The following is a 17,599-nucleotide window of genomic DNA, read 5'->3' as shown; positions in this document are numbered from 1 at the left end:
GTATTAAAATTATAAAGGGATAGAATGGCGTCAAAAGCAATTCCGAAAACAATCATTTCCAAAAACGAGGTTCATATGGGTTCGAAAAGCACATTTAAGGAAAAATTAAAAACACCTCAATTTTTGGTGACCGGCGAAGTTTCACCGCCCAAAGGGGTTGATTTTTCACCGGCAATTGAAAATATGAAAATGATTCAAGGATTTGTCGACGCGATTAATGTCACGGACAATCAATGCGCAACGCTTCATATGTCTTCGCTGGCATTTGCCCGCCTCATGATTGAAAACGGGTATTCCGAACCGGTGATGCAGCTGACATGCCGCGACCGGAACAGAATCGGTCTGCAGGCAGATCTGCTGGGGGCTGCGGCGCTCGGCATTCCGAATCTTCTTGTGATGAGCGGCGACCATCCGAAATGCGGCGACCACCCGACGGCAAAAGCCGTTTACGATTTAGATTCCGTTCAGCTTTTAAAAACAATCAGTCAGCTCAAAAAAGGATATGATTTTTCGGGCAACTCCCTTTCCGGAACGCCCGATTTCTGCGTCGGCGTCGTCTCAAACGCCGATCCGAACGAGCGCCTGCAAATTATGAAACTTGAGAAAAAATTATCCTTTGATGTTGATTTTATTCAAACGCAGGCGATTTTTGACATTGAAAAATTTAAGGAATTTTTAGAAAAAGTCGACACGGATGTTCCGATCATTGCCGGTATTATTCCGATTCGCTCGGTTCAGATGGCGCGCTATATGGACAACAACATCCCCGGCATTTCCATTCCTTCCGAAATCCACGAACGGGTTGCTGCATCCGCTGATCCTGTCGCAGAAGGCATGACAATTGCCGCTGAATTAATCGAACAATTAAAGCCGGTTTGCCGCGGCGTTCATATGATGCCGGTCGGCGCGCATACTTATACCGAAAAGATTCTGAAGCAGGCAAACATTCTTGAATGATTTTTTTGTTTTTGTTTCTTTTTTTCTGTTTTTGTTTTTTTATTTCTTTTTGTTTTTTTCTGTTTTTTATTCCTTTTTCACTTTTTGTTTTTGTCTTTGTCATAATTTATTTCCCGGGGCCGATTTTGATTTGTTTCCGAATTTGCGCGGCGTGCGCAGAGGCAGGCGGCAATTGCATTTATTTTGAAAAACAAGGTTTGATTTTTCCGTAATTCTTTTAATGAATGGTGTTTTTCATTGTCTTATACTGAATCTATTATTGAATTATATTGAATTTTAAAATTTCAGGGTTTTTTCATGTCAGAATCTCAAAAGCAGCCGCTTGAAATTTTCGGCCTCAAAAGCGATTTAATCCATCCGGGAGACGACATCTTTTCCAAAATCAAAGCGGCTTTTCAGAATGCTTCTGTTCTGCCGCAGGAACACGATATTCTCGCTGTTGCCGAATCCGCGCTGGCGACGGCGGAAAATCGTGTCATTTGTTTGTCTGATATTCGGCCGGGGCTGCAGGCTTTGGAGTACGAAAAATTGTATCAGATTGACGCCCGCGAAGCCGAACTTGTCATCCGTGAGGCGGATGCTGTTTTCGGCGGTGTTTTCGGTGTTTTGCTGACGCTCAAAGACGGTTTGCTCTGTCCGAACGCCGGCATTGACAATTCCAATGCGCCCGATGACTGCGTGATTTTTTACCCCGAAAATCCGACAAAAAGCGCGCAGAAGATTATGAATTTTGTTTTCGAAGAATTCGGCGTTCACATCGGCGTCATCATTGCCGACAGCCGAACACAGCCGCTTCGTCTCGGATGCACGGGCGTTGCAATCGGCGCCGCCGGCTTTTTGGCAACCGTTGACAAGCGCGGCGACACAGACCTGTTCGGACGCCCGCTGACCGTCACGCGCGTTGCCGTTGCCGACAATTTGGCGTCTGCGGCCGAAGCCGTGATGGGCGAAAGCAACGAAAGCACGCCCTTTGCGCTCATCCGAAACGCCAATGCCGTTTTCGATCCGGATGCCGCGGGCATTGTGACCATTCCGCCCGATGAATGCATGTATTGGAGCGTGCTGAAAAAAAGTGAATAATTGTCATAATTCTCATTTTCATTTCGGACACAAAGATTATTTAGAAGCGAGGCATAATTTATTTTCGCAAGTTTATTAAAAACAAACATAAAAAACAAAATACAGGTGAGAAAAATGAGTTTGGAAATCATTGATTTTACGGCAGCATGGTGCGGTCCCTGCAGAATGCAGAAACCGATTATTGAAGAATTAGAAACTTTGTACAAAGACAAAGTTAAATTCAGCGTTGTCGACGTCGACGAAAACCAGGAATTGGCGCGCCAATATTCCATTCACGCAATCCCGACGATTGCCATTTTAAAAGACGGTGAAATGGTCAGCAGTTTTGTCGGCCTGACCTCCAAAGATAAACTCGAAACAGAGATTCAGAAATATCTCTGATTCCGATTTTTCTTTTTTTTCATTTCTTTTCTTTTTTTAATTTTCTTCTATTTTCTTTCTTTTCTCTTTCATTCTTTCTTCCAAAAAACGGGTGTCATTTTTGTCGTTTTAAAAAATTGAGGCAGCTCGCGCGCGGCGGCACATGCGAAACGGTAAAACAGCAGCGGTAAGCGGAAACGGTAAGGTCGCAGTGGCAAGCGGAAACGGTAAGGTAGCAGTGGCAAGCGGAAATGGTAAGGTAGCAATGGCAAGCGGAAACGGTAAGGTAATCTGTGCCCACGCTCGCGTAGCGAGCGGATGTGATAAAAATGAGATGATGCACACAGTACAAACGCCTGCCACAATGCAACGCAAACACCTGCCACAATGCAGTGCAAAGAAAAAAAGTGTAATGCCAATGGCAATTATTGAGCCAATTTATATCTTAAAATCGCAGCAATCCCGCCGAGCGAATTTAATTTTTGTCCCGGCTCAAATTCCGTACTGAAAACAATGATTTTTCCTTGTCCGGCTTCAACGTCTTTCATCATTTTTTCAATCGACAAATCATTTGCGCTTTCTGCCGTTTCTCTTTCTTCGCGCAATTTTTCATCGGCGACCAACAGCGTTTCAACCGCGCCGTAATCAATCGCCGTTTTCACTTCCGCCGGCCCGTAAGCCGCTTTGCCGTCAATTGCAATTTCTTTCAAAAGGTCATCCATCATTGAAGCTTCTCTGGAAAGACGTGATTCCTGCATGATTTTATCAATCGATCCTTTCTTCAAAACTTCCAAAAAGCCCGGAATTCCGATCATCGAGCTGTCTTCAACAACTGTTTTGGATGCGATTTCCGGATAAGCCTTTTTGAAATAATTCATAAAATCATCTTTCGTAAAGCCCGGGCCGCAAACAATAATCGCGGCGCTTTCATCGTAAACGAAATTCAATTGGTCGGCGACTTCCTTGAAGAAAACATCGCGAAGACCGTTTTCTCTTTTCCCGGATGATTGACGAATATGGGAATACGGCTCAATCCCGTAGTGGCGAACAAGACCGATGTCGGCGTCACCCTCTTCAATTCCCGCGATAATAACGGACGGCCGCTTGCCGGCAATTTCCGCTTCCTTAATACGTTCCAGCTGATCGTTTTTCCATTCATCTTTGATGATTGACAAATTCATGCCTTCTTCAATGTTGAGCGTGTGATGCATTCCGGCATCCATTCCCTGCTCAATCACACCCTGAATGCGCAGACGGTTTGCGAATTTGTGAAACTCCACTTTTTCAACGCGAATGCCGAGGCGGACGGTGACTTTTTCCAATTTTTCCGGACGAATCTTATCACCCGCGCCTTCCGGCTTTCTTTTCGTGAGCGCAAAAATCAAATCGTTCGGATCGATAATGTATTTCAAGTGCCAAAGATCTTCCAGCGTCTCCGCTAAAAGTGAAATTTCGCCGCTTCTGCCTTTCAAATCTTTTTTGAGCACTTTCATTTTATCGTCCGTTATACTTTTTTAAATTCATTTTTTACTTTTTACATAGGTTTTAAGTTTTTATTCAGGCGTTCAACCATCCACGATAAGCGTTTGTTCCGCCCTGCATCTGTTTTTGCATCAAAATAGGCTCGAGTATACGTCTTTTTAACAGAAGGGGACATCGCCTGAAAATTTGTATAAGCCGGTTCATATTTCTTAAGCAAATTCGATAAAATCTCGGTTTGTTCTTCTGAAATTGCCGGTGATTTCGGAGCGTTCCACTGTCCGTTTTTCTTCGCTTCTGCAATTTTTTCACTCCCCGCTTTCGTCATAATACCCTGTTCTTCAAGTTTTGCCGCCAACGTTCGATTCTTATCCGACCATTTACTGTTTGCTGTGCGGCGCGCAAAATACTTCTTGTATTTTGTGTCATCAAGACTTTGCATTTGCCCATCAATCCAGCCGAAACACAAAGCTTCTTCCAAAGCTTCTCCCGCAGTCAATGTCAACGGTCCGCCCTTTTTCCCAAAAAGAAGCCAAACGCCTTCACTGTTCGTTCCGTTTTCTTGAAGCCATTCGCGAAATATCGCTCTGTTCGAAAATTCCAGAATTTCACTCATCATTTCACTTCTTTTAAAGCAAACATTTCCGCTTCAAATTTCTTTGAATATATTTTTTTGAATATGTTACTTGTTTTCTGCCGCTTTGATTCGATCTTCAAAACTGACTTCGCGAACAATTTCATGCAATTGCCAAACAATCCCAAACGCATCTGAAAACATCGCCGTTTTAACGCCGTGCGTTTCAATTTCCGTAATCGGCGAAATTTCGGTACAATCGGTATTCATCGCTTTTTCAAACGTCTCCGAAATGTCGGGAACAAGAACATTTATCCAAAACGGCTTCGGGTCTTCGGGTTTTGCGGCAATCATGCCGTAATCGGGATTTTCATCCAGGAAATGGAATCGTGTGCCGTAAATCTTGAAAACGGCTTCATTTAATCCTTTTTCGAAACTTGTGTTTTCGATTCTTTCAACATCAAAGATTTTTTCATATAATTCCAACGCTTTGATGCTATCTGTTACGATAATATCGAATTCTACGCCAATCATAATTTATCTCCCTTCTTTTATATTCTTTTTATTTGTTTAAGCTTGCTGCCGCGCGCGAGCTGCAGCCTTTTTCATAACTTTGAAAAATCCGATTATTCATTTTCAATTTTTGGATTTTGTTTCACACCCTCAGGACCTTTCCGAATATCCGACTCTCCCGGCGGCATCACCATCGCAATCAAATCGGGAGACGCGATTTGTTTCAAAAACTTCTGGTCCTTGATTAAATCCGTATACGCGCGATAAATTTTCTTTGACAAATCGTTCTGATTGAATTTTCCGGGGACAATTTCGCAAACGTAAGAACCGTTTTTCGTGACGGCCGAAATCGGGCCGCCGATTGCTCTGGTTTCGGGTTTGAATTCCAAGCCGACGGCAAGTTCGAGCGGCACGTCTTCAAAGTAGCGGCGCTCGCCTCTGATGATGAAGGATCCTTTCGGGACATATTCGCCGGTTTCCGGCGTTTTTGAAACCTGGTCGCCTTTAATCATGTAACAGTCGCCGGATGCGCCGCCGCTTTTCCAAAGCGTTGAGTGGGAAACGGCAAACGTTGCGGCTTCATAAAGCGTGTTTTCGGGAACCTCTTTTCCTTCACTTTTGACAACCGTCAGCGGCGCGCCGGGATATTGGGTGTGGAAAACGTAGTCGCGCTTTTCCATATATTTCTTGAAAATTTCTTCGTTGGAATCGGAATCACGGCCGCCGACAACCAAAAAGCCGTCAGAAGAGATGAACCATTTGAAGCGGTCATACCAGTGTTTCTTTCGTTTGAGCACGAATTCCGTTCCTTTGGATTTGTCTTCCTTCTTTTCCTTTTCTTTCTTTTCAATAATTGCCTGCGTGTCGGCAAGCGCTTTTATCGCGCCTTCTTTCTTTTTCTCAAACTTTTTGGCCTGGTCGTAATAGACGTTCGCGTTCTGAGGAATTGTTTTCCGGATGTCAAGGACGGCTTTGTACTCTTTTAAATCCACCGTCACAGACGCCTCAGCCGGCTGAATCGAAAGGATTGCTTTCGCGGCTTCGTTCGAATTTTCCTTTTTCGCGTTTTCAATAATTTTCTTAATTTCATCCCATGAATAACCTTTGTCGCGCGACGCGTTTAAAACATTCAGGATTGACTCGACGAAAGCGTAATTGGAATAAATCGACTCGGCAATTTTTGTGTTCTTTTCGATTTCGCGGTCGAATTTCTCAATCGTGTCCGTTTGCTGTTTCAAACGGCGCTCGTAAATGCCGAGCTTTTTGTCCTGCTTGACTTCTTCTTTTTTCGTTTCAACCACTTTCAGCGCGGCTTTGCCGAAAGCTTCGTCCAGCGCTTCCGAAAATGTTTTGAATGCGATGAAAGGCATGTCTTTGTATTGCGCCAAGTCTAAAGCGACAACATCCGCGATTTCCATGTTCGGGGGGAGGACGAATTCAGGCGTTTCTGGTTGTGTGCCTGTGTCTGCTGCTGCGCTGCCGGTCTCATCTGCGCTGCTTGCATTTGTATTTGCGCTGTCTGTGCTTGTGCCGGCAGAGTCAGGCGTTGTTACCGCATGCATCTGCTCTTTCTCATCACATCCGTTCGCTACGCGAACGGGGGCACTGCTACCTTCCGTTTCCGTGCTGTTGCCTGCTGCTGCCGCCGCATTACTCTCCACTACTACTGCCGCTGCCGCATTGCTGTCCGCTGCTGCCGCCGCCGCATTGCTGTCATCTGCCGCTGTTGCTGCGCTGCCGCCGGCTGCCGCGCCGCCCGCCTCAGCCAAAGCCGCATTCGGATTTTCTGAGTTTTCTTTCGAATCCGACTTCCCTTTTTCTTTCTTTTCTTTCAAAATCAAACGCGGGCTGAAATTGCTGTTTCGAATCGGGTCGAGCATTTCATTGATTGTGTCGTAAATAATTTGAATTTCGCCGTCCGTTAATTCGGCGGCCGGTTTTGTTTTATCGATGTCGCATCTTTTGAAAACTTCTTCGGAATAAAGGCCGCCGAGGTTGAACTGATTTGCAAGTGTTCGAATCGCGTCTCTGTCCGATGCCGACAGAATTTCTTTCATCTCGGGGATTGTTGTTTTCATCGGATTGATTTGGTTTTTCGGAAGTTCGTAAATTTCGCCGGACCGGATTCTTCGTTCTTTGAACGTGACGGGCTTCATCGGCAGAATGATTTTTCCTTCTTTGTCGGTCAAAATGATATTGCCTTTTGAAAAGAGTTCGGCAATCAGGATGCTTTCTTCGCCGCCGCGCATTAAGCCGATTTTAACGATTCTGTCAAATTCGTGCTGCTCGATTGAAATGATTCTTGCGCCCATGATATACTTTCGAAGAAGCATCGGGAAGCTTTGCGCCACTTTCGGTGATTCTTTCAGATACCTGCTCATGTGCAGACGCTTGCCGCTTTCAATAATTAAATTCACGCGGCCTTGGCCTCTGACAAATAAATTTAAACGGATTTCATTTTCGTCCGGCTGATATATTTTTTCGACTTTCGCGTCAAGCAATGTCGTTTCGCCGGCCGTTAATTCCGCAACAATCGCCGCCACATCGGCGCTCGTCATTTCCTGTTTCATTAAAAGATATATAATAACAAAATGTCTATAAATATTATCAACATTCAGAGTTTGAAATCTTGAGATTCAGGGAATCAAAGTAAATCTTAAAGCATTTTCAAAACATCAAATTCGAACCAACACATTCAAACCAACACAATTCAAACCAGTAATTTTTTAATTTTCAGGCGGTACGACACACTATGGACGAGCTGACAAAGCGTTTCTTAAAAGCGAAATTTCAATCGCACTACAAGAATTTAGACCTTCAGATGCCGCCGTCATTTACATCCCGCGAATGGGGTTTCATTTCTTTTGATCCGATGCCCGATGTCGTGATGAAGCGCCACAAATATTTCGGATCTTTCAACGAAGTTTCCGAATATCTCATCGGCATGGCGCCGGCACACGTCTATTATTCCGTCGCCTATTACGATATGCCGGGCGCGCCGCGTATGGACCAGAAGGGCTGGAAGGGTGCTGATCTGATTTTCGATTTGGACGCCGACCACCTGCCGGGCGCGAAGATGACGTATTCGGATATGCTGGATCACGTCAAAGCAGAATCGCTCAAACTCGCCGATTTTCTGATCGATGACTTCGGATTTTCCGAAAACAATATTGAACTCGTTTTTTCGGGCGGGCGCGGTTATCACTTCCACATTTATGACGATAAAATTTCTCAGCTCGACAGCGCCGAGCGCCGTGAAGTTGTGAATTATATCAGCGGGCGCGATTTGGATTTCAAGTTTTTCTTCAAAGAAGTCGCCATGGTCGGCGATACCGGCTCGGGCTCTAAAGAATTCATGGGCCGGCGCGGTAAAATCCCGACGAAATGGGTTTTGGAAGGACACGAAAACGGCTGGGGAAAACGCATTGCAAATTATGTGACGGATTATCTGAGAACAGAATCTCAAAAAGAGAAAAAAGAAATGTTTAAAGATTTGAAAGAAAATAAAATTGCGGGCGACACAACGCTGAAAAAACTGGCGGAATATGCCGCCGACGAATCCGTTCTTGACGACATTTTAGAAAAAGGCCGTCTGGATTTTGATGTGAAAGGGTTTAAAAACATTATTGAGTATATTGTTCAAAAAACTGTGGCAGAATTCGGTGTCGATGCCGGCGCAAGTGTTGACGAGCCGGTGACGGGCGATATTAAAAGGCTGATTCGATTCCCGGGGTCGCTTCACGGCGGTTCCGGATTTGAAGTTCAGACTTTGTCGCTGGAACAGCTGCCCGGTTACGATCCGCTGACGGATTCGCTGGCTTTTGGTGATAAGCCGACGAAGGTTCGAATTCAGCGTCCGTTCTCATTCTCATTGAACGGGCAGGAATTTTCCGTCGTTGAGGGAAACATCGAACTTCCCGAATACGCCGCTGTATACTTGATGTGCAGGGGAGTTGCAAATTATGGATATTGATAAAACGCTCGAAGAGGTCAAGCAAACGGTTCGCCGGGAAAAAACCCGCGATTTAAAACCGATTTCGTCCGACTTTTATTCAACCGCGGCAACCGCTGCCAAAGAACTGGAAGCGGAGATGATGAAAATCGGCCGTCCCCGTTCTGTTGAATACAAAATGCTTGAAGACGAACTCTCCGGCCTTGTGACGGACACAGAAACCGTTTTCATGAAACGCGCAGGAAAAGTCGTTGAGCGCGCAACTTCAGGCGCTTTTACAAATTCTAAAAATATTCTTTTGAAAAAAGATCTGGATAAACTGCTCCCGGAAGAGCAGGAGCTTTACGAAGATGTTCTTCAGGCCATCTTAAAAGCACGCGCCGCACTTCTCGCGGATTTGGCGGACGGCGAAGATGCCGATAAACCCGTTTTTAAAACGGAATCCAAAGGCCAAATGCCGATTCAAAAACAGAGTCAAAAGAGTGAATCAAAATCGGGTCAAAAATCCGAATCAAACTCGGGTTTTGACGGTTCCGGCTCCGGCAATTCCGGTTCCGGCCCCGGCAGTTCCGGTTCCAATCTCGGCAGTTCCGATTCCAACCTCGGCGGTTCCGGCTCCGATTCTGTTTCAAATTCATCTCCTGGCGCATCTGCCCCGTCGGCGGAAACTTCCGCAAATCTTATAAATGAGAATTACGTTCTTGTCCGAATATTAAAGGATTTACCTGAATTTATGGGCGAAGATAAACGTACTTATCAGCTGCGTGCGCAGGATGTGGTCGAATTGCCGGCTGCAAATGCAAATCTGCTGATTAAGCGCGGCGTCGCCTTAGGTATGACCGGCAGTTCCGAAGGCAATCCGGAGTCCTGATGTTGCAAGTCAAATGATTTGCATCTTCTTGTCTTGACTCGGATGTGCGTCTCGATATTGATTGTGAGAACCGGCGTATTGTTTTAACAAAAGCGCGCGGCCGACAGTATCCATTCCGACAACGGATCCTTTTATACTTTATTTGATTTCGCGGGGCCTATCCCGTGAATGTTAACAGGAATCGCAGGTGAAACATCATGAAGATGCCGAAAACCATTAAAACTTATTGCCCGTTCTGCAAAAAGCACACGGAAGTTGATTTGGAGAGAGTCAAAAAAGGCAAAGCCTCCTCTCTTACAATGATTGCCAGACAAAAGAAAAGACAAACCGGTATCGGTAACTCCGGTAAATTCTCTAAAGTTCCCGGCGGCGACAAACCGACCAAGAAAGTTGCGCTTAAATACAGATGCACAGAATGCAAAAAAGCGCACCAGAGAAAAGGCTTTAGAGCAAAGAAATTCGAATTTGTGGAGTGAGTCAAATGGCAGATTATACAAACAAACCCAAAAGCAGATTCTTGCGCGTCAAATGCAATGACTGCGAAAACGAACAAATCATTTTCGGCAGTGCAAGCAGAAAGGTCGTCTGCAACGTTTGCGGAAGAACCTTATCCGAATGCACCGGCGGTAAATCAAACATTACCACCCACATTCTTGAAGTCCTCGAATAATTCGAGACTTCTTTTTTCATTCTTTTTTTATTTTTCATTTTAATTTTTTGAAACAGCGAACGCTTTGTTTCATTCATTTCTTAAAACAGGAAATCGGACCGCCGGTTTTTAGATTTCTTCAAATTCGTTGCTTTCGCGCGCGCGCCGCCGCTCCTGCTCTTGTTCCCGCTCTTGCTCCCGCTCTTGCTCTCGCCTTCGTTCCTGCTCTTGTGCCCGCTCAAACACATAAATGACAAGCACAGCAGACAGGATGCCGACAGCAGCGCCTGCAATCACATCCGACGGGTAGTGGACCAGCAAATAAATCCGTGACAGTCCGGCAATGCAGGCCAAAAGAAAAACAGGAAACGCCCACTTTCTGAAATAATAGGCGGCAACAGTTGCCGCTGCAAATGCCGTTGTCGTATGTCCCGACGGGAACGAGCCGAGCGGCCGGGTTGACACGAGCATGTCTGCCGCCGTTAATCCGAGTTCGACGTACGGGCGCGGGCGCTCAATGATTTCTTTTAAAATGCCGGTAATTCCGCTGCTGACCAATACGGTTACAATCAGCACGAATACCAGGGGGCGCGTTTCTTTTCTGAGCGCGAAAATGATTGTCAGAACGACTGCGCCGGCACGGAATGTGCCGAGGTATGAAAAAAGAACGGCAATGAAATCTAATAACGGATTTCCGCCGGTTTGATAAATCTGTAATATGACCCCAAAGTCAAATGTCTGCAGCAATTCAATGATCGAATTCATTTCTCTTTCGTTTCCCGCTCATTTTCTGTTTCGTTTCCGTCTCATTTTTCGTTTCGTTTCGTCTCATTTTCTGTTTTATTTTCTGTTTTGTTTCGGATTTTTAATATTTCATTTTTTGTTTTGCTTCTGTTTTGCGGGGGAACTGTTCGGATTTGAGATTTTTATTTATATGTGAAGAGGTATAAATAGAACCATCACATCTTGAATTATATTATCAAAGAAAAAAACTGAAACTGTAATCCTGAATTGAGTTTCGGTGAGGGAAATATGTTTTTAATCCGTTTTTAATACAAAATAAAAAACACAAGGTGTTAATTATATAATCGTTTAACTATAATATTTAGAACCGCAATTAAATTAAATTATTGATGTAACAGGCTGATACGGTTTAATTGATTTTTATCATTATTAAGCACGGTCAGCGTCGTTTGTCGGCCGGATTTGTTTATCGGCCGCAGCAATAACGGAGAGTGTATATTATGACAGATGAAGTCCCGAACAGACCGAGAGCAGACCCCACGTTTGAACACAGACGCCACGGAGACCGCAAACACGACAGCGGACGCGAAGACCGTGAGGAATGGGTTTGGGTTTTGGATTATCTCCCGTACGGCAGGGAAACGGATAACCGTCCGGTTTACCAGAAAAAACCGCTCATTCACGCACTCGGCGACAATAAACTTATTTTGATGGAATTGATTCCGGTCGAAGACAAAATCCCGCCGGTTCATATTAAAACGCATATCGGCAACAGGGATGAAGAGTATGTCGAGCGCGTCAAATCCCGTATTCCTTACGACGATTTGTCTCACGGCGCCGTCCTGGAACTTCCGCTCGTGCTGGAAGATTATGTCAAAGAAAACGAAGACCGTTTCATCCAGTTTTTCAGCAAAGCCGAGCCGCTTTCCATGCGCCAGAACAGTTTGGAACTGCTTCCCGGCGTCGGCAAAAAACTGATGCTTGACGTTTTGGAAGAATCCAAAAAAGGACCGTACGAAGGCTTTGAAGACTTAAAGGCCCGCGTTCCCGCACTTCACAATCCCGAAAAGCTGATTGTTCAGCGCATTATCGAAGAGATGAAAGGCGGTCAAAAATACTATGTCTTTGCGGCGCCCCCGTCCCGTTCAATGCTGAATCCGGAAGAAGGCGGAAGCGGCAGCGGCAGCGGCAATAACGGCGGCCGCCAAGGTCATCGCGGAAGCGGCGGCGGCGGTTACGGCAGAAGAAGAGAATAATTAAGATTCTAAAAAAAGTAATTTCAAAAATTCTGAAACAAGTGCGGATTTTCATCCGCATTTCTTTTATTTTATTGCTTCTTCTTTTGCATATTCATTTATTTCATATTCATTTATTTCATTCATTTATTTCATATTCATTTATTTCATTCATTTATTTCATATTCATTTAATTCTCATTCATTTTAAACAACGGTACAAATCATGGTTCGTCAAATTCTCAAAGAATATCATGTTAAAGGCGGCAAAATGGATCAGCATTTTTTGGTTGATGCCGCCGCTTTGGATGAAATTGTTGAATCCGCTCAGCTGGAACCTTCCGACATCGTTTTGGAAATCGGCGGCGGCATCGGAAATCTCAGCGAACGGATTGCGCCGCGCGTTTCAAAGCTGATTATTATTGAATTGGATCCTCAGATGATTCATGTTTTGAAATCTCGCCTTTCTGTTTATGAAAATATTGTCATCATTCCCGGAAACGTGATGGATATCGATTTTTCCGAATTGAATTTTAACAAAATCGTTGCCAATTTGCCTTATTCCATTTCTTCGGATGTCACGCTGAAATTTCTGCAGCATGATTTTGACCTTGCCGTTCTGATGTATCAATACGAATTTGCGCAGCGCCTGACGGCTGCGCCCGGCGGCAAAGAATACGGGCGCCTTTCCGTTCATGTTCAGCATAAAACGGAGGCTTCCTTTGTGCTGAAAGTGCCGAAGGAATCTTTTGAGCCCGCGCCGAAAGTGGATTCCGCTGTCATTCGGCTGGTTCCGAGGACCGCTTCATATGCCGTCGCGGACGAAGATTTCTTTTTTTCAGTGACAAAAGCATTGTTTTCACAGCGCCGGAAAAAAATTAAAAACACGCTTCTCGGAAGCCCGCTGAACTCGGAAATTGCCGGCCTGAAAGGCGTTTTAAACAATTTGGAAGCCCTTTTGATTGAATCGGACGCGCCCGTTTCGGAAGCGCTTCTAAACAAAACAGTCGGCGGCCTCTTGTCCATGCGTGCCGAGGAATTGTCTCCGGCCGACATTGCTTATTTCTCGAATTTGCTTTATTCCAAGTCCGGAAAGAATTCGGAGGGACAGGCATGACCCGTCATATTGACGACGTTTCGGAAGAAACCCGAACTCGGATTTACGCACTTATTAAAGATCTTGAAATGATTGTTGCGGAACGAAAAGATTTAGAAGCCGCGGAAACGGAATTAAAAGAAATGCTGATTTCCGAATTAGCGGAAAACGAGCTCGATTACGTTGAGACTGACCATTCAAAAATCCGTTATACGGCCCCGTCCGTTTCGATGAAATTAGACTCCAAAAAATTACGGCAGGATTTGCCTGACCTTTATGAACAGTATCTGTGTGAATCCGAAAGGAAAGGATTCATTGCGGTTACAATTAAAAGCGAATAAATAACTGAAAAATAAATAATATAATTAAAAAGTGAATAATTAAAAAGTGAATAATTAAAAAAGTGGATAATTAAAAAAATGATAATTAAAAAATGATAATTTAAAAATGATAATTAAAAAATGATAATTAAAAAATGATAATTAAAAAATGGATAATTAAAAAGTGAATAATTGAAACGCGAATAATTGAAAGTGAATATGATTGAAAAGTGAATCAATAATTGTTACAGGTGTCTGATATGGCTGATGAAACCGTTGATGAGAACGATCCCGTCGTTGTCACAAAAATCGAATACAAGGGAACGAAAGTTTCTGTTTTGGAAGATGTTTACGAGCCTGCCGAGGATACTTTTTTGATGGCGGACTGCGCGGTAAAAGAGTTTTCCGATTATGAAAAAAATTCCGGAAATGCTCGGCACGCCGAACAATTCGAACTTGACGATCCTTTTTCCGCGCTTGAAGTCGGCTGCGGTTCGGGTTTTGTTTCTGCTTTTCTTTTGAATCATTTTTCTGATTTGGATTTGATTGCGGTTGACATCAATCCGAATGCCGTCAAATGCGCGCAGATGAACGGTGTCCGCGCGTTTGAATCCGATATGTTTGACATTTTTGAAAAATCGCGTCATCTTCGGTCGATTGACACGCCGATTGAAGATGTTTCTCCTTCAAAACCGCCGCTCGGTTTTGATCTCATCTTGTTCAACCCGCCTTATTTGCCGACGTCGGAAGATGAAAAAGTGAGCGGCATGCTTAATTATGCGTTTGACGGCGGCGTAACAGGCCGCGACAGCATCGACCGTTTTTTAAAAGAAGTCGGCGATTATCTGAAATCGGACGGATTCTTTTTGCTTTTGATTTCATCCATTACCGGATTGGATGAAACAGTCACAGAAATGAAAAAGAACGGATTTTCGGCAGAAGTTGTTGGTACAAAAAAATGTTCTTTTGAAGAACTGATTGTTTTGAAAGGAAAACGGCTTTAAGTTTTCCTGTTCTTACTCTTTTTAATTTATCTTCATCTTTATTTATCTTCATCTTTATTTATCTTTAATTTCTTTATTTGTCTTTATTTATTTTCAATTTCAAAAACGCAATTCATGAGAGGGTTATCATGGCTTCAAATGTTTACTTTACAAATTTCAGAGCGCGGCGCACATCCGACAACAAAGTTTCCAAAATCAAACGGCTGTTTCACGCCGCAGGTTTTGGTGAACTGCTTTCCGAAGGCGATTTAACTGCCGTCAAACTCCATTTCGGCGAGCGCGGAAACGATGGATACATCAATCCGGTTTTTGTCCGCGCGGTGACGGACTGCATCAAGGAAGCGGGGGCATCTCCGTTTGTCACGGACACGAATACGCTTTACATCGGCTACCGCAGAAACGCGGTCGACCATATTGAAACCGCGCTTCTCCACGGTTTTAATTTTGCTTCTCTGAACGTTCCGGTTATCATCGCCGACGGACTGAAAGGCGACAACGAAATTTCCGTTCCTGTCCATTTGAAAGAATTCGAAGAAGTCAAAATCGCGGCCGACATCGTCAATGCCGATTCGATGGTCGTTCTGACGCACTTTAAAGGACACGTGATGTCAGGCTTCGGCGGCGCCGTTAAGAATTTGGCGATGGGATGCGCTTCCGTTCGCGGCAAATGGGAGCAGCATGAAGCGGCGCAGCCGGAAGTGGACACAGACAAATGCACGTCCTGCGGCGCCTGCATTGCGGCGTGTCCGGCAGATTCCATTGAGATGACGGATGAAGGCGCGCACATCATCGGCGCGACCTGCCTCAGCTGCGGCCACTGCATGATTTGTCCCGAAGACGCGATCTTTCATGACTGGGACCGCGTTCCCGCCTTCATTGACAGAATGGTTGAATACGCGTACGGCGCCGTTAAAGATAAGCCGGGAAAAGTGTGCTACATGACTTTTGTGATGGGCGTCACACCCGACTGCGATTGCGCTTCTTGGAGCGACTCGCCGATTGTGCCCGACATCGGTATTTTGGCGTCAGACGATCCGATTGCCTTGGATCAGGCGTGTTTTGATTTGGTCAACCAAAGCCGCGGATTTGAAAACAGCAAGTTAAGACACAATCACAATCCCGGCGAAGACAAATTCAAAGGCGTTTGGAAAGATGTCGACGGGCGCCGCCAAATGGAATACGGCGAAGAAGTCGGCCTCGGCGTTCGGGAATATGAGTTGATTGAAATTTGAAAGAAATAATCGAAATTTGAAATGATGATTTTAATTCAGAGTGACGATTAAAATTTTTAAAGCGGATAATTCGGTTGATTGAAACCTGAAAAACGGTTTCAATCCGTTCTTTTTTCACAATGTTTAAATATCATTGCGGGCTTTGAATATTTCGCTTCAAAGAACGTGAGCCGCCTTAACTCAGATGGTAGAGTGTCTGGCTGTTAACCAGAATGTCACAGGTTCGAGCCCTGTAGGCGGCGCTTCCTTGATTTCGACAACATCGCAGGTCCGGCTGTTATCCGGCATGTCACAGGCTCGAGTCCTGCAGGCAACGCTTGTTGTTTTGAAATATTTTCATTTATTCTACATTATTTTTTATTTTATATGAATCGGTTCGGTTTCAAATCATTTTTAAAAAATTTTGCGGATTATTCGAAAATATTTAAACAAAAAACGTATTCGTCAGATTGATTCTTGCTTTTTCAGTAAGGGCCTGTAACTTAGTTGGTTAGAGTGCTCGGCTCATAACCGAGTTGTCACTGGTTCAAATCCTGTCAGGCCCACTCAAAAAACTTATATATTTCATAACGGAATGTATGAATTATAACTGTTAGTAATATATTACTCATATACGGTTCACAGTTCGACGGAAACAATTTGTCGTTTCAAAGTTCTCTTCGAATGAGAACAAAATAAGAACTCATAAAAAAATCAAAAAAAAGTCATAAAAACTTATATGCCGCCTTAACTCAGATGGTAGAGTGTCTGGCTGTTAACCAGAATGTCACAGGTTCGAGCCCTGTAGGCGGCGCTTTTTAACACAATGCTTCATTTGTCGCGCTGCATTTGAGTGTCATAAAATTTATATATATTCGCGCAGTTTTTCCAAACCTTAATGCCGCCTTAACTCAGATGGTAGAGTGTCTGGCTGTTAACCAGAATGTCACAGGTTCGAGCCCTGTAGGCGGCGCTTGTTTTTCTTTTTTGTGTTTTTAATTTCTGTTAATTTTTATTTTTATGTTTTTCATTTTTTTATGTTTTTCATTTTTTTATGTTTTTCATTTTTTTATTATTTTTCCGATTCATTTACTTGTTTTGTTCTGATTCGTTTACTCGTTTTGCTTTTGACAATTTGTTATGCATGTGCTGTCCGCCGGCGCTTCCTGCCGATCTGTTTCTGTATAAGAGCGAAGTGCGGACGCAATGGTAATCGTATAACTTTCAAACAGGACATCATGTCCTTGCTGCTGTCTCTGCCTGTGTTCGGGCAGATTGCGCCATTCATTTACCGCTTCTTCATTTTCCCATACTGAGAGGCTTAACAGTTTCCTTTCTTCGGCAAGACTTTGAAAGCGTTCGGCGCGGATGAATCCTTTTGCTTCGGCCAGCTTTTCTTTTAATTTGGCCGCAGCAGCAAGGTAGTCATCCGTGCAGCCTTCTTTAATCGTCACTTCAAAAATGACAAGTATCATCACATTTCCGCCTTTTTAATTTTTTTTTTTTTTTTTTTTTTTTTTTTTTTTTTTTTTTTTTTTGTTTTTTTGGTTTCTTT

19 protein-coding genes and 4 tRNA genes are annotated in these 17,599 nt (G+C 44.1%); 16 read left to right on the top strand and 7 right to left on the bottom strand.

Features of this window, described 5'->3' with window-relative positions:
* Positions 1-24 precede the first annotated feature (24 nt).
* The 3 genes from MmiAt1_RS08525 (at position 25) to trxA (ending at position 2,418) form a co-directional block, all read left to right on the top strand.
* Positions 25-957 (top strand): methylenetetrahydrofolate reductase, encoded by a 933-nt coding sequence (locus MmiAt1_RS08525; RefSeq protein WP_318786457.1) that lies wholly within the window; start codon positions 25-27, stop codon positions 955-957.
* A 297-nt stretch (positions 958-1,254) separates the two neighbouring features.
* The gene (gene cofE / locus MmiAt1_RS08520; protein WP_318786456.1) at positions 1,255-2,037 is read left to right on the top strand and encodes a coenzyme F420-0:L-glutamate ligase; all 783 of its coding nucleotides are present in this window, start codon (positions 1,255-1,257) and stop codon (positions 2,035-2,037) included.
* A 60-nt stretch (positions 2,038-2,097) separates the two neighbouring features.
* Positions 2,098-2,418 (top strand): thioredoxin, encoded by a 321-nt coding sequence (trxA, locus tag MmiAt1_RS08515; RefSeq protein ID WP_318786487.1) that lies wholly within the window; start codon positions 2,098-2,100, stop codon positions 2,416-2,418.
* A 94-nt stretch (positions 2,419-2,512) separates the two neighbouring features.
* Here the strand turns inward: trxA and MmiAt1_RS08510 are convergent, their stop codons facing one another.
* The 5 genes from MmiAt1_RS08510 to rqcH form a co-directional block, all read right to left on the bottom strand.
* The gene (locus MmiAt1_RS08510) at positions 2,513-2,740 is read right to left on the bottom strand and encodes a hypothetical protein (RefSeq protein ID WP_318786455.1); all 228 of its coding nucleotides are present in this window, start codon (positions 2,738-2,740) and stop codon (positions 2,513-2,515) included.
* Between the two features lie 82 nt (positions 2,741-2,822).
* Positions 2,823-3,890 carry an mRNA surveillance protein pelota gene (locus MmiAt1_RS08505; RefSeq protein WP_318786454.1) on the bottom strand — a complete coding sequence of 356 codons (1,068 nt, stop codon included), beginning with the start codon at positions 3,888-3,890 and terminating at the stop codon, positions 2,823-2,825.
* 41 nt (positions 3,891-3,931) lie between these two features.
* Entirely contained in the window at positions 3,932-4,492 is a 561-nt protein-coding gene (locus tag MmiAt1_RS08500) for a YdeI/OmpD-associated family protein (RefSeq protein WP_318786453.1), read from the bottom strand.
* 66 nt (positions 4,493-4,558) lie between these two features.
* Positions 4,559-4,984, bottom strand: a complete 426-nt coding sequence (locus MmiAt1_RS08495; protein WP_318786452.1) for a VOC family protein — start codon at positions 4,982-4,984, stop codon at positions 4,559-4,561.
* Between the two features lie 92 nt (positions 4,985-5,076).
* The gene (gene rqcH, locus MmiAt1_RS08490) at positions 5,077-7,521 is read right to left on the bottom strand and encodes a ribosome rescue protein RqcH (RefSeq protein WP_318786451.1); all 2,445 of its coding nucleotides are present in this window, start codon (positions 7,519-7,521) and stop codon (positions 5,077-5,079) included.
* 194 nt (positions 7,522-7,715) lie between these two features.
* On the opposite strand from rqcH, the gene priS reads away from it, so the two are divergent.
* From priS to MmiAt1_RS08470, 4 genes are all read left to right on the top strand, one after another.
* The gene (gene priS / locus MmiAt1_RS08485) at positions 7,716-8,936 is read left to right on the top strand and encodes a DNA primase catalytic subunit PriS (RefSeq protein WP_318786450.1); all 1,221 of its coding nucleotides are present in this window, start codon (positions 7,716-7,718) and stop codon (positions 8,934-8,936) included.
* Positions 8,926-9,786 (top strand): DNA replication complex subunit Gins51, encoded by an 861-nt coding sequence (locus MmiAt1_RS08480; RefSeq protein WP_318786449.1) that lies wholly within the window; start codon positions 8,926-8,928, stop codon positions 9,784-9,786. The genes priS and MmiAt1_RS08480 overlap by 11 nt, the downstream gene beginning before the upstream one ends.
* Before the next feature lie 197 nt (positions 9,787-9,983).
* Positions 9,984-10,262: a 50S ribosomal protein L44e gene (locus MmiAt1_RS08475; protein ID WP_318786448.1), complete on the top strand. Its 279-nt coding sequence runs from the start codon at positions 9,984-9,986 to the stop codon at positions 10,260-10,262.
* Positions 10,263-10,267: 5 nt separating this feature from the next.
* Positions 10,268-10,456, top strand: coding sequence for a 30S ribosomal protein S27e (locus tag MmiAt1_RS08470; protein WP_318786447.1), 189 nt, complete (start codon positions 10,268-10,270; stop codon positions 10,454-10,456).
* 108 nt (positions 10,457-10,564) lie between these two features.
* Here MmiAt1_RS08470 and MmiAt1_RS08465 read toward each other — a convergent pair whose 3' ends face one another.
* Positions 10,565-11,200: a phosphatase PAP2 family protein gene (locus MmiAt1_RS08465; protein WP_318786446.1), complete on the bottom strand. Its 636-nt coding sequence runs from the start codon at positions 11,198-11,200 to the stop codon at positions 10,565-10,567.
* Positions 11,201-11,679: 479 nt separating this feature from the next.
* Between MmiAt1_RS08465 and MmiAt1_RS08460 the strand changes: the two genes are divergently transcribed.
* The 9 genes from MmiAt1_RS08460 (at position 11,680) to MmiAt1_RS08420 (ending at position 17,017) form a co-directional block, all read left to right on the top strand.
* A complete protein-coding gene (locus tag MmiAt1_RS08460; RefSeq protein WP_318786445.1) occupies positions 11,680-12,435 on the top strand; it encodes a DUF655 domain-containing protein in 756 nt (251 codons plus the stop codon).
* A gap of 204 nt (positions 12,436-12,639) precedes the next feature.
* Positions 12,640-13,530, top strand: a complete 891-nt coding sequence (gene rsmA / locus MmiAt1_RS08455; protein ID WP_318786444.1) for a 16S rRNA (adenine(1518)-N(6)/adenine(1519)-N(6))-dimethyltransferase RsmA — start codon at positions 12,640-12,642, stop codon at positions 13,528-13,530.
* Positions 13,527-13,850 carry a hypothetical protein gene (locus MmiAt1_RS08450; RefSeq protein WP_318786443.1) on the top strand — a complete coding sequence of 108 codons (324 nt, stop codon included), beginning with the start codon at positions 13,527-13,529 and terminating at the stop codon, positions 13,848-13,850. The genes rsmA and MmiAt1_RS08450 overlap by 4 nt, the downstream gene beginning before the upstream one ends.
* A 239-nt stretch (positions 13,851-14,089) precedes the next feature.
* Positions 14,090-14,833: a HemK2/MTQ2 family protein methyltransferase gene (locus tag MmiAt1_RS08445; protein WP_318786442.1), complete on the top strand. Its 744-nt coding sequence runs from the start codon at positions 14,090-14,092 to the stop codon at positions 14,831-14,833.
* Positions 14,834-14,961: 128 nt separating this feature from the next.
* Positions 14,962-16,065 (top strand): DUF362 domain-containing protein, encoded by a 1,104-nt coding sequence (locus MmiAt1_RS08440; RefSeq protein WP_318786441.1) that lies wholly within the window; start codon positions 14,962-14,964, stop codon positions 16,063-16,065.
* 169 nt (positions 16,066-16,234) lie between these two features.
* Positions 16,235-16,307, top strand: a tRNA-Asn gene (locus MmiAt1_RS08435).
* A gap of 229 nt (positions 16,308-16,536) precedes the next feature.
* A tRNA-Ile gene (locus MmiAt1_RS08430) sits at positions 16,537-16,610 on the top strand.
* A gap of 175 nt (positions 16,611-16,785) precedes the next feature.
* A tRNA-Asn gene (locus tag MmiAt1_RS08425) sits at positions 16,786-16,858 on the top strand.
* Between the two features lie 86 nt (positions 16,859-16,944).
* Positions 16,945-17,017: transfer RNA gene (locus tag MmiAt1_RS08420), tRNA-Asn, on the top strand.
* A 139-nt stretch (positions 17,018-17,156) separates the two neighbouring features.
* Here MmiAt1_RS08420 and MmiAt1_RS08415 read toward each other — a convergent pair.
* A complete protein-coding gene (locus MmiAt1_RS08415) occupies positions 17,157-17,519 on the bottom strand; it encodes an antibiotic biosynthesis monooxygenase family protein (protein ID WP_318786440.1) in 363 nt (120 codons plus the stop codon).
* Between the last annotated feature and the right edge of the window lie 80 nt (positions 17,520-17,599).

Origin of the sequence: Methanimicrococcus hacksteinii, from assembly GCF_032714515.1 — an archaeon.
In the GTDB taxonomy this organism is placed as follows: Archaea; Halobacteriota; Methanosarcinia; order Methanosarcinales; family Methanosarcinaceae; genus Methanimicrococcus; species Methanimicrococcus hacksteinii.
Note: the sequence above shows the minus strand (reverse complement) of the source record. Positions and strands in the feature narration are given on the sequence as shown.